General features: G+C 63.3%; 11 protein-coding genes. 3 read left to right on the top strand and 8 right to left on the bottom strand.

Annotated elements, in window-relative coordinates; translation table 11 throughout:
- Positions 1-133 precede the first annotated feature (133 nt).
- Positions 134-1,009 (top strand): hypothetical protein, encoded by an 876-nt coding sequence (locus EZV60_RS02995; RefSeq protein WP_135501977.1) that lies wholly within the window; start codon positions 134-136, stop codon positions 1,007-1,009.
- 5 nt (positions 1,010-1,014) lie between these two features.
- Here the strand turns inward: EZV60_RS02995 and EZV60_RS02990 are convergent, their stop codons facing one another.
- Complete coding sequence (locus EZV60_RS02990) at positions 1,015-1,284, bottom strand: DUF2312 domain-containing protein (protein ID WP_135501974.1); 270 nt, start codon at positions 1,282-1,284, stop codon at positions 1,015-1,017.
- A 130-nt stretch (positions 1,285-1,414) separates the two neighbouring features.
- Between EZV60_RS02990 and EZV60_RS02985 the strand changes: the two genes are divergently transcribed.
- Positions 1,415-1,630, top strand: coding sequence for a hypothetical protein (locus EZV60_RS02985; RefSeq protein WP_135501972.1), 216 nt, complete (start codon positions 1,415-1,417; stop codon positions 1,628-1,630).
- Positions 1,631-1,638: 8 nt separating this feature from the next.
- Here the strand turns inward: EZV60_RS02985 and EZV60_RS02980 are convergent, their stop codons facing one another.
- From EZV60_RS02980 to EZV60_RS02950, 7 genes are all read right to left on the bottom strand, one after another.
- The gene (locus tag EZV60_RS02980) at positions 1,639-3,633 is read right to left on the bottom strand and encodes an enoyl-CoA hydratase/isomerase family protein (RefSeq protein ID WP_135501970.1); all 1,995 of its coding nucleotides are present in this window, start codon (positions 3,631-3,633) and stop codon (positions 1,639-1,641) included.
- Between the two features lie 92 nt (positions 3,634-3,725).
- Complete coding sequence (locus tag EZV60_RS02975; RefSeq protein WP_135501968.1) at positions 3,726-3,938, bottom strand: hypothetical protein; 213 nt, start codon at positions 3,936-3,938, stop codon at positions 3,726-3,728.
- Positions 3,939-4,138: 200 nt separating this feature from the next.
- The gene (locus tag EZV60_RS02970) at positions 4,139-5,302 is read right to left on the bottom strand and encodes a FliM/FliN family flagellar motor switch protein (protein WP_135501967.1); all 1,164 of its coding nucleotides are present in this window, start codon (positions 5,300-5,302) and stop codon (positions 4,139-4,141) included.
- 80 nt (positions 5,303-5,382) lie between these two features.
- A complete protein-coding gene (locus EZV60_RS02965) occupies positions 5,383-8,076 on the bottom strand; it encodes a sensor histidine kinase (RefSeq protein WP_135501965.1) in 2,694 nt (897 codons plus the stop codon).
- 10 nt (positions 8,077-8,086) lie between these two features.
- Positions 8,087-8,386: a hypothetical protein gene (locus tag EZV60_RS02960; protein WP_135501963.1), complete on the bottom strand. Its 300-nt coding sequence runs from the start codon at positions 8,384-8,386 to the stop codon at positions 8,087-8,089.
- Positions 8,383-8,751: a response regulator transcription factor gene (locus EZV60_RS02955; RefSeq protein ID WP_135501961.1), complete on the bottom strand. Its 369-nt coding sequence runs from the start codon at positions 8,749-8,751 to the stop codon at positions 8,383-8,385. The genes EZV60_RS02960 and EZV60_RS02955 overlap by 4 nt, the downstream gene beginning before the upstream one ends.
- A gap of 81 nt (positions 8,752-8,832) precedes the next feature.
- Positions 8,833-10,125, bottom strand: coding sequence for a helix-turn-helix domain-containing protein (locus EZV60_RS02950; RefSeq protein ID WP_342588762.1), 1,293 nt, complete (start codon positions 10,123-10,125; stop codon positions 8,833-8,835).
- A 233-nt stretch (positions 10,126-10,358) separates the two neighbouring features.
- Between EZV60_RS02950 and EZV60_RS02945 the strand changes: the two genes are divergently transcribed.
- Positions 10,359-11,711: a substrate-binding protein gene (locus tag EZV60_RS02945; protein ID WP_135501957.1), complete on the top strand. Its 1,353-nt coding sequence runs from the start codon at positions 10,359-10,361 to the stop codon at positions 11,709-11,711.
- The last annotated feature ends 26 nt before the right edge of the window (positions 11,712-11,737 follow it).

The following is an 11,737-nucleotide window of genomic DNA, read 5'->3' as shown; positions in this document are numbered from 1 at the left end:
GGGGCCATTTTTCGTTTGCGCCCCAAGCGCGCAACCGGCACAGGACACGGGCTCTGACCCACTTCCCCGAAAGCGGTTTAACGTCCCGGAAAAGCGTCTATATTCGGCCAGAACACTCCGATCGAGGACTGGAATGCAGGTCGTTATCCACGCAGGCGCGCACCTCACAGATGAGGACAGGCTGGTCAATTGCCTGGTCAGGAATACCGATCTTCTTGCCAGTATCGGCACCGACGTGCCCAATCCCCAGGCCTACCGCAAGCTCCTGCGCGACATACTGCACGAGGCGCTAGAAAGCGGCATAACCTCGGAGGCTCGGGACGTGTTTCTGGCCGCCGTGGGACATGACCCAAGTTCAGATCGGCTGGTCCTGTCGAACCAAGGCTTCTTCGGCACGCCGAAAATGGCCGTCGGCCAAGGTCAGATCTATCCCGCGGCAGAGCGTCGGCTGACCGCAGCACAGCAACTATTCCCGAGGGACAATATCGAGCTGTTTCTCGGCCTTCGGAACCCTGCCAGCCTCTTGCCTGCTCTCTTTGACAAAACGCCGCACAAGCGCATGGACGATTATCTCAACGGCGTGCCACCTCTCGATTTCCGCTGGTCTCCAACTATTGCCCGCATCCGCCATGCCTTTCCGGACATGCCGATCACAGTTTGGTGCAACGAAGATACGCCGCTGATCTGGGCGCAGGTCGTGCGCGAACTTGCGGGGCTGGATCCGACCGCGTCTTTCGAAGGCGAGTTCACACTCCTGCGCGAGATCATGACCCCTGCCGGGATGAAGCGGTTCGAGGCCTATCTCGAAAGCCATCCCGGCATGACTGAGGTCCAGAAACGCCGCGTGATCGCGGCCTTTCTCGATAAATTCATTCTCGACGAGGAAATAGAGGAAGAACTCGATCTGCCGGGCTGGACCGAAGAGCTGGTCGACCAGATGACCGAGGCCTATGACGAGGATCTGTTCGAGGTGCAGCGCGTTCCGGGCGTGAACATGATCGCGCCCTAGCTCGCTTACATTCCAAGCGCTTCCTTGTACATTTCCAGAACCGCTTCTTCCTCCGCAATGTCGTCCTTGTCGCGCTTGCGCAGCGCAATGACCTTGCGCATGACCTTGGTGTCATAGCCCCGCGCCTTGGCTTCGGCCATCACCTCTTTTTGCTGCTCGGCGATGTCTTTCTTCTCCGACTCCAGTCGCTCGAACCGCTCGATGAACTGGCGTAGCTCGTCGGCGGTCACGCGATAGCTGCTGTCGGGTCCGGGGCCTGTGACTTGGTCGTCCATGGGTCGTCTCCTCTGCTCGGAGTTTTTGACTACCTCTGCACCCTCCCCCAGACAAGCCCCGTTTTCGGCACGGCTTGAAGGTCGCCCCTGTCTGGTCTAGGTCCTTGCCTGCAACAGGAAGGGCGCAGCCATGGAAAACCTTGTCTGGATCGGGGCCGCAGTCACGGTAGCGGGGCTGGCTCTTTTGATCTGGTGTATCCTGCGCGTGGCGCGCGCCCGCAAATCTGGCTTGGATGAAGAGGCGATGCGCGCGGAATTGCGCCGCGTCGTGCCAATGAACACGGGCGCCTTGTTCCTGTCGGTGATCGGTCTGATGCTCGTGGTTTTGGGCATCACTCTTGCCTAAGGCAGGCCCTAGAAGAAACGTTTTCCGTATTTGACCATCTCTTCGACCAGCGGGGCCGGTTTCCAGATGTTTTCGGAAATCTCCTGCAGGGTCTTCATTTTTCGCACGAGCGGGAGCAATCCAAGAATATCGGCCTGCAACAACGGGCCGCCCTTGTCCCGCGCAAACCCGTAACCCTGCACGAAGCAAAGGTCGATATCCGACGCGCGCATCACCTCCCGGCCTTCGATCATCCGCGCAGCACCATTCACCAGCGCCGCGTGCATTGCGTCGCGCAGGGACACACCCTGCGGCAGCGACGGCAGATCACCCTGCCGGGAACGCCATGCCTGCAACCAATGCGCCAGGGCCGGATCGCTGTCTTTGCCTTCCGTGGCGCCCGTTTCCCCGTCTTCGCGGTCGCGAAGGGCCCTGAGCAGATCAAGTTCGGCCTGCGCCCCGCTGCCACAGATCCGCTCCAGTCGTGCCTCGACCTCCGCGGGTCCGTCAATCTCGATCATGCGAAATGGCCCGTCGGCAAAACCAAGATCTCGCGCCGCCAGATCCACCGCCGACGGATCGGCGCCTGCACGGACAAGGGAAAGCGCCGCGCACAAACCCGGCGCCATGGCACGATGCCCCAGAAGACCGGGCCTGACGGCGCTGCGCAGAACCGATCGCCCCGCCCTGCCGAAATAGGCCACGACACTGGCCAAAACATCCACTGGCGTGGTGTCGAGCGCGGCGAATTCCGCAAGCCTGGAACTGTGTGCGGGACGGTAGACGCGCAAGGTCACGACAGGCGTACCAAGATCGGCGGCCCGCAATTCAGCCTGGCCCACATCATCAAGAACACACCAGACGGCGTCCGGCTTCGGGCGCGCGCTGCCCGGAACGCTGCCCTTTGCCTCCAGAACAAGATCGGCCACGGGTATCGCTTGATCGGTCGGAACGATTGCGAGCCGCGCCAGGGCCGCCTCGCGCGCCGCATCCGCAAGACGGCCGCGTGAAACGGCCGCCTCGTAGATGGCTGCGGTGCGGGCGGCCAGGGCATCCGCATTCGGTCCCGTGATGGTCACGTGTTGCCCCTGATCCAAGCAGTGAATGGCCAATTGAGCCACCTGCGGATCGTCCCCGATAAGCGCCACCTGGCGGATCTCACGGGGCCGCGCATCCTGCAGGCCGGGATGCATCTGGGCCCGCCGTTCGGCGGTATAGACGTGCCGGATGGCCCGTGCGGCAGGCGACGCGATCCGCTCTTCGAAAACCGTCCGTTCAAAGGCAAGGCCCTGTTCAAACGGCAAAAGCTGCGCCGCCTCGACACATCGCAGAACGTCGGCCTCGGCGCTGGTCTTGGCTCTGACCTGCGCCCCGACCGCGGAAATCGCCTTTTGATAGCCTTCCGGGTCGGAAAATCCGCGCTCGATATCACAGGTGCGGGTCCACGTCCCCGCGCGCGCCAGTCGCCGCGCCAGCGCAAGCGCGGGCGCAAGCGGCTCATCAGTGGTGACTTCGTCGAAGATCTGGCGCAACCTTGGATCATCGGGCGCTACGGCGCGGCCTGCCAGCATCAGTTCCAGCGCGGCCTGCGCCCCCAGAAGGCGCGGCAGACGCTGGGTCGCGCCCCCACCGGGGACAAGCGAAAGCGTCACTTCGGGCTGGGCCAGCCGCGTGGAGTTCCGCACAACGCGGCCATGCGCGGCAAGTGCCAGTTCGAGACCGGCGCCAAGGGCTGCGCCGTGCAGCGCGGCGACCACGGGTTTCGGAAAGGTTTCGATCCGACGGGCCAGCACGTCGATCCAGGGCGACGCCAGCGGCGCATCGTATTCCGCGATATCGACGCCCGAACTGAAGACCCCTCCGGCACCCTGCAGGACGACAGCCGCAACCTGATCGTCGCCGGCGGCACGCTCGAGCGCCGCGGCCAGATCGGCTCTGAGCGACGGTGCCAGTGCATTTGCGCGGCCGCGTTCCATGGTCAGAACCGCCACGCCTTCTTCGATGTGATACTTGACCTCGGACACGCCGCCTCGCCCCGCCTCAACCCTTTGACTTCGCGGGATTAGACCGCGATTCAGGGACCCGGCGCAAGCTTTCCCGGCCGGGCGGACCGATTTCAGACGGGCATGTTGTCGAACTGTGCCTCTATGGCTTCGTCGAGAAGCTCGTCATTCAGACGGCGCAGCTTTGCGGGAATTGGTTCGCCTGCGTCCCGCATCTGACCCAAAAGCCCGGCAAGGCGTGGCTGCAAGCGATACCGCTCCGCCTCACCAAGATCCAGGATCTGATGCTGAAGTCGCTTGATCTCCTGCAAAAAGGTGTTCGTCATGACGCTTCTTCCTCCCTTGCCGGCCTTGGCCCTCTCTGGGGCCTGTCCCGATCTCAAAGCCCTACATGTCTACCATAGCGTACCGCGCAGGCCAAAGAGTTGTTTGACCGGATACGCACCTTTGCGGCGCCCTGCCTGTTTTTTGCGCGCTGGATGACCTTTTGACAGGTCACGAAGCCCGGTTTCGGACCGGCGCCGAGTCACCATGTCGGTTCCTCGGTTGCTGTTTGCGGTTCAGGCGGCGCCGTCGAACCGCCGTCCTGATCGATAAGTTTCCGCATGTGATCGTGATTTGGGGCCAGATCGGTCTCGGTTTCAGCAGCATCCTTGCCAGGATCCTCCTGCCTTGCGGCCTCTCCGGCGACCTGAGCCCAGCCATCGGATTTCCCGGCGGTGTCCTCACCTGTGCCGGGATCGGTTCCGTCAACGAGCAAGCCCCGCGCCTGAGGGGCCTTACCGGTCGGCTCCACATTCTCGCCCGTCTCAGTGCGGGCGTCATCCTCGATCATCAGCCGCACCGCCCGAAACCCGTTAAGCTGGCCCAGCTTGACCTTGGCCACGCGATGCCCCTCCGCGCCATTGAGCCGCGCATCGTGCAACGCATCAGGCGCCAGCGGCAAAAGCGTACCGGGACGCCAGGCGCAGATCTTGTTGAGCGGCAACCGCACCTTGCCAAGCACCGCATCAAGCATGACCGGCGCGTTGAGCGCGTTTTCCTCAAGTTTTGCCTGCAGGTTTTGTCCGTCGACGCCGTCGGCCAGATCGCTGGCCGCGGGTCTCTCAGGCAGAATGAGAGTCAGAACACCGGTCTTGGCGCCCTTGTCCATGTCCACCGTCATTCGGAAAATATCAAAATCAGATCCCGTCAAGGCAAGCGCGAGCATGCGACCGTCCTCGACCCGGTCGCCAAACCGCAGCCCCGGCGACAGCGGCGGCAGGTTTTCTTCTGCGAGGTCTTCCTCAGCCCCATCAAGAAGCGCATTCATCAAGGGTTCTGCAATGGCGGCATCGGTGGGGGTAAAGGTACGGGGGGCGGCCTCGGTCCGGCGCAAGCGTCCCATCAGTTGCATTTCGATAAGACCAGAGACGAATTGCAGATCGAGCTTGATCGCGCCGCGTTCCCCCTCGGCGCCGTCAAGCAGGATCAGCAGCCCGTCGTCTCCGACCGCTTCCTCGATGGCGTCAAGCGTCAGCGTTTCCTGCTCGACCGTGCGGACGCGCAAGGCCAGCCCGTAAAGCGCCTCGCCCGCCCTGGCAAGGGCGAGGCGCAGCGCTTTGGGCGCGGACATCTCACGCGCCTCGAACCCGTCGCGTGCCACTTTCGCCTTGCGATGGATGATCGATTGCCCGTCCGCGCTGCTCATGCATCTCCACCGCTGTTTCTGAATCCGAGGGAACCGCGGTCATGTAACCGCAGGAAGGTTAAAAGAATATTACTGCCGACCTATTGCGCCGCAGTGGCCTGCCCCGGCAGCGCCATCGGCGCCAGAACCCGAAAGGCCGCGCCCTCCTGCCCCGGCACGTAAGTGATCGAACCTCCCAGACGGGCCATAATTTCGCGGCAGATAGCCAGCCCAAGCCCCGCGCCACCGGCCCGGGTTTCGCTGACGCGGGCGAACTTCTCGAAAATCGTGCCCTGCTCACCCGCCGGGATACCGGAACCGTTATCGATGAAATCCACGGCCACATGATCGGCCTCTCGCAGAACGCGGATCCGCAATTCGGGGTTCGGGGCGTCACAGTATTTGCGGGCATTCGACATCACGTTGATGAACACCTGCGCCAGCCGGTCAAGATCCGTGTAAAGAGAGATCGCCTCGTCCTCGGGACGCCGCCGGACGCGGATCGACGCCTCCGACAGGCCCGCCCCCATCAAGGCCCGATCGATCAAGCCGCCCAGCTGGCCATGCTCCGGATTAAGCACAATCTGCGCATTTTCCAGCACGCTGAGGTCCAGAAGATCGTCGAGCAGACGGGTCAATCGGATCGCCTCGTCGTGGATGATCGACGCGTATTTGCTTTCTTCCTCAGCGGTCAGTTCGCCGGTATCGCGCAGAATCTCGGAAAACGCCCGGATCGATGTCATCGGTGTGCGAAGTTCGTGGCTGATCTGGCTGAGAAACGCGTCTTTCTGCAGGGAGATCTGCGTCAGCTTTTCGTTGACCTGCCGCAGCTGGCGGGCGGTCCGCTCCTGTTCCTGTGTCTTGGCCTCCAGCTGGCTGGAATATTCCATGATCTGCGCTGTTTCATCTGCCACCGCCATGAGGTCCTGCACAGACACGCTGGCGCCGCCCACGATCTGGCTTATCATCGCGTGCGCCGTCGCGGCGCCGACCGAGCCGGCCAGCGCGCGTTCGAGCGTGACAAGAAAATCGGGCGTGGGTTCGGGAAGATATCCGCCGATGCCCTGCTCGCGCGCGGCAGCGGCAAAAAGGGCCTGTGCCTCCTGCGCGCCCATGATCCGCTGCGTCATGATGAGCAGATCCTCGGATTGCGCCAATCCACCAGTCCAGCCTCCTGTGGTGCCGGAATGGTCGAACACGTTGACGAACTGCGCGCCCTGAAGCCGTTCGACCGGCTGCGGGAAACTGAAAATCGACACCACGATGAAGATCAGCGTGTTGAGAGAAATGCTCCATAGGAACGCGTGAATGACCGGATCGAGCACGGCCGGTCCAAAGAGCGCTTGTGGACGAAGCCAGCTCAGGCCGAACGCGCCCTGCTCCAGCACGCTGACCGGCATCAGGAAAGAGGGCCCAAAGCTTGGCAGGAAGAGGCAGTAAAGCCAGAGCGCGAAACCCACGCTGAGCCCGGCAAGCGCGCCCTTGCGATTGGCGCCCCGCCAGAAGAGCCCGCCGATCAGCGGCGGCAGGAATTGCGCCACCCCCACGAAGGAGATCAGACCGATCGACGCAAGCGCCGCGCCACCGCCGGACAGGCGGAAATAGAGATATCCCAAGAACAACGTGATCGCGATGGAAATGCGGCGCGCCCGCATCGCGACAAGCCGCACGTCGCCCGACATCACCGCCGAGCCCCCCGTCAGCCAAAGCCAGACCGGCATCACGACGTGGTTCGACACCATGGTCGACACCGCGATGGCCGCGACGATCACCATCGAGGTCGCGCTACTGAAACCTCCAAGAAAGGACAGGATGGCCAACCCCTCCTGCCCGCCCATCAGCGGCAGGGTGAGAACGAAAAGATCGGGGTTCGCGCCCTCCGGACTGAGATCAAGCCCGACGACCGCGATCGGCACGACAAAGAGGCTCATGAGCATCATGTAAGCCGGAAAGGCCCAGGCAGCGGTGCGCAGGTGACGTTCGTCCTCATTCTCCACGACCATCACCTGAAACATCCGCGGCAGGCACAGGAACGCCGCCGCGGAAAGAAGCGTCAGCCCCACCCAGCGGCTGCCTGGCACCTCGAACTCTGCGATGGCCGAGCGGTCGATGCGCGCCAGCGTTTCGGAAACCCCGCCCGAAAGCCCCCACACGACGAAAATCCCCACAGCCAGCAGCGCGACCAGCTTCACCACAGCTTCAAGCGCGATCGCCATGACGATCCCATGGTGGCGTTCATTGGCATCAAGGTTGCGCGTGCCGAACAGGATCGCGAAAAGCGCCATGCCCGCCGCCACCCAAAAAGCGGTCGACTGCCGGTTGACCGCCACCTCCCGCGTCGGGTCGGCCTCCGCAAAAGCGACGACAGACAAGGTCAGTGACTGTAGCTGCAGCGCGATATAGGGCGTCGTGCCCAAAAGCGCGACGAGCGTGACGAAGACGGCAAGCGCATTCGATTTGCCGAAGCGTGACGAAATCAGGTCGGCGATGGAGGTGATGCGCTGACTGCGCCCCACCCGCACCATCTTGCGCAGGGTCCACCACCAGCCGATCACGACCAGCGTCGGGCCAAGATAAATGGTGACGTATTCCAGCCCCGAACGGGCCGCGAAACCGACCGCGCCGTAATAGGTCCAGGCGGTACAATAGATCGACAGCGACAGCGTATAGACCAGCGGCGAGCGCAGCCATCGCGCCCGTCCCCGCGCTGCGGCCCGGTCGGCTGCGAACGCCACGGCGAACAGCAACGTGACATAGGCCAGCGCCACCAGAACCATGATATTGAGCGTGGCCATCGCGCGGCCCTTACCCTTGTCCGTCCCGGCGCGTCTCGTCCTGGGGTGCCGGCAGGCGGTAGGAAATCAGCCCTGCCGCAGCCGCGAGAAAGATCCAGACGAGAAAGAGATACAGCATGACCTCGACCGTGCCCGCCCCCGAAGCGGCCACCGCATCGCCTTCGCCCACACTGGCCCCGTCAGATCGCCAGAGCAGCGGCACAAGGAACAGCCCCGCACCGAGCACCGGAAGCAGGCGCGCGGCATCAGCCATCCTGCGCTGTCGATAGGTCCGGCGCGCAACGAAAACGGGCCGCGCCTTGTCCGTCATGTCGGCACCAGAGCGCGAACCGCGTCCAGAACCTCGGCATTCGAAAACGGCTTCGTCATGTACCGGTTGGCGCCCGCGCGGCGCGCCATGTCAAGATCGCGTGTCTGACCTCGGGCCGACAGCATCATGACCGGCAGATCCTTGAACGCCATGTCGGCCCGGATTTCCGACAGGATGTCGAACCCGCTTTTACCAGGCAGCATCACGTCCAGGATGACCACGTCTGGCCGTCGTGTCCGCACCGCGTCCATGGCGTCATGACCGTTCGCATGGATCTTCACGTCCCATCCATCCCGCGACAGGATAAAGCTGACCGCCTCAATGATATTCTGCTCATCCTCGATAAGCAGCACTGTTTTCCCCATTCAACCGGCCTCCCCTCCGATCAAACCCAGCGCCGAATGACTATTGCCGGTCTTCAGGCAACTGTCAAAAGCATCCCGCGGTCACAGACCGTCCATCAGGATCGACGGCTCACGCCGCGCGGCGCACCCCGGAATGGAACACACCCGGCAGGTCGCCCCGACCTGCCGGGCGCTTTCCGCGCTACCCGTCTGCGGTCGAAGCAGCATATGCGCGCGAAAAATCCCGATGCGGTCGAAACCTGCCGGCCGCAACTGTTCCGCCACGGCCAATGCCTCCAGCCGCAAATCCCCCTGCCGGAGCACAGCGCGAACGGGCCGTGCGGGCTGTACGAAAACCTCGTAAAGCGGCCAGAGTGCACATCCCGCGCCGCCACGGGGCACCGCAAAGTCGTGCACGGGTTTGCGCAACAGGATCGCGCCTGCGGCATCGGCGACGATTAGCCCGAGCGGCCCACCGGCGACATCCTCCGGCAACATTGCGAGCCGGCGAAAAACCTGCGCCAGCGGTCGGGCCGTTTCATCCGCAATGTCATCGGGCGCAGCCCCGTGTCGGGCAATCAGCCTTTGCATCTGGTCAAGCGGCAGCGCCCGCGCATCGTCCACGTATTGCGTCAGGACCTCAGACGCCAGAACACGGGCCGATGCCGTCTCCAGCATCTTGGCATTCTCGACAAGCGACGCCACGCGCGTCCCCGCGCCCCACCCTTCGAGCTGCGGAAAGTGAAACCCATGCGCGTCGAGAAAGGCATGAAGTTCGTCCTGCGGCGACTTGATATCCGACCCGGTGTCCGGACCGCCTTCGAGGTACCGCATCAGCGCCTCTGCGCCATCGGCCAGCCGTTTGCCGTCCTCGTTGATATTGCGGTGAAAGCGCATTTGCCATTCCGGCTCCAGCTCTCGGGTTTCGGCGAGGATCGCCGCGGTGGACCGGATCGCGGTCGCGGTCGAAATAACTTCGTGCAACGCGCCGGCAAGCTGCGGATCATGGGCCAGGCGCTCGGTCAGCACCTCGACCGTGCGTTCCAACGCGCCGCGCCGCGCCTCTAGCTCTGCCAGAAGGCCGGCCCATCCCGGGAAACGTCCGGCGAATTCCTCGATACGATCAAGCTCCGGCGCGGGTCTCTGCGAACTGCCGGCCCGCGCGCCTGCCGCCTCGCGGAGCGCCGTGAGCAAGGTGACCTCCGCACCTTCTCGAAGGCTGGCCGGCTCGACCTCCAGAACTTGTGCAATCTGCGTCAGGGTCTTGCCGCCGATTCGTCGGCGGTTGTGCTCGATTAGGTTGAGATAAGACGCGGAAATACCCGCTAGCTTTGCCAGTTCCGCCTGTCGCAAACCGCTCGACACCCGTCTTTGACGAATTCGAGTGCCGATCATGCTGCGCTGCGACATACGTGCCTACCCCCAATTCCCACGGATTTTACCCGCTGAGTAAAAGAAATTTACAACCTTCTTATGCACTCAGTCCAAATAGTTTACAAAATAATTGTTTCGCGCAAGGCCCTTGTTGCGACCTTTTCTGACCTGCTGCGATAATGAGCGCGCACACAAGTGCCATGCGGGGGCAATCGAGGATATCGTCCCCGCTTTTGACACCAGGGAGGATATACATGTCCAAATCTAACTTCACTCGGCGTGGCCTGCTGAAGACCGGCGCCGCCACAGGTGCAGGTCTCGCGCTGCCGACCTATCTTTCGGCCGCAGCCCACGAGGGCTACCTCAACGCACCCACCGGCTCCACGGTGACGCTGGGCTTCAACGTGCCCCAGTCGGGCCCCTACGCGGACGAGGGCGCGGACGAACTGCGCGCCTACGAACTCGCGGTCGAGCACCTCAATGGCGGCGGCGACGGCGGCATGCTCAACACCTTCTCCTCGAAGGCGCTTCAAGGCAACGGCATCCTCGGCAAGAAGGTCGAGTACGTCACCGGCGACACGCAGACCAAGTCGGACGCCGCACGCGCATCGGCCAAGTCGATGATCGAAAAAGACGGCGCCATCATGATCACCGGCGGCTCGTCCTCGGGCGTGGCGGTGGCCGTGCAGGCGCTCTGCCAGGAGGCCGGCATCATCTTCATGGCGGGTCTGACGCACTCCAACGACACGACCGGCAAGGACCGCAAGGCCAACGGTTTCCGTCACTTCTTCAACTCCTACATGTCGGGCGCGGCCCTCGCGCCGGTGCTGGCATCGAACTACGGCACCGACCGTAAGGCCTATCACCTGACGGCCGACTACAACTGGGGCTACACGACCGAGGAAGCCGTGCGCGCCTCGACCGAGGCCATGGGCTGGGAAACCGTCGCCGCGGTGAAGACCCCGCTGACCCAGACCGACTTCTCGGCCTACATCACCCCGGTGCTGCAGTCCGATGCCGACGTGCTGGTCCTGAACCACTACGGCGGCAACATGGTCAACTCGCTCACCAACGCGGTGCAGTTCGGCCTGCGCGAAAAGATGGTGAACGGCAAGCAGTTCGAGATCGTCGTGCCGCTCTACTCGCGCCTGATGGCCAAGGGTGCCGGCGAGAACGTGAAGGGCATCTTCGGCTCAACCAACTGGCACTGGTCGCTGCAGGACGAAGGCAGCCAGGCCTTCGTGAAATCCTTCGGCACCAAGTACGGCTTCCCGCCGAGCCAGGCCGCGCACACCTGCTACGTGCAGGCGCTGCTTTATGCGGATGCTGTCGAGCGGGCAGGCTCCTTCGCGCCCTGCGCCGTGGCCGAGGCCCTCGAGGGCTTCGAGTTCGACGGCATGGGCAACGGCCCGACGCTTTATCGCGCCGAAGACCACCAGTGCTTCAAAGACGTGCTCGTGGTGAAGGGCAAAGAGAACCCGACCTCGGAATTCGACCTTCTCGAGATCGTCGAAGTCACGCCCGTGGATCAGGTCATGTACGCGCCGGATCACCCGCAGATGGGTGGCGCGGAAGCCAGCCTCGGCACCTGCAACAACGGCGCCTAATCGCCGCTTGATCGCGACAAGTAGGG

The sequence above is a fragment of the Roseovarius aestuariivivens genome, assembly GCF_004761875.1.
Classification (GTDB): Bacteria; Pseudomonadota; Alphaproteobacteria; order Rhodobacterales; family Rhodobacteraceae; genus Roseovarius; species Roseovarius aestuariivivens.
Note: the sequence above shows the minus strand (reverse complement) of the source record. Positions and strands in the feature narration are given on the sequence as shown.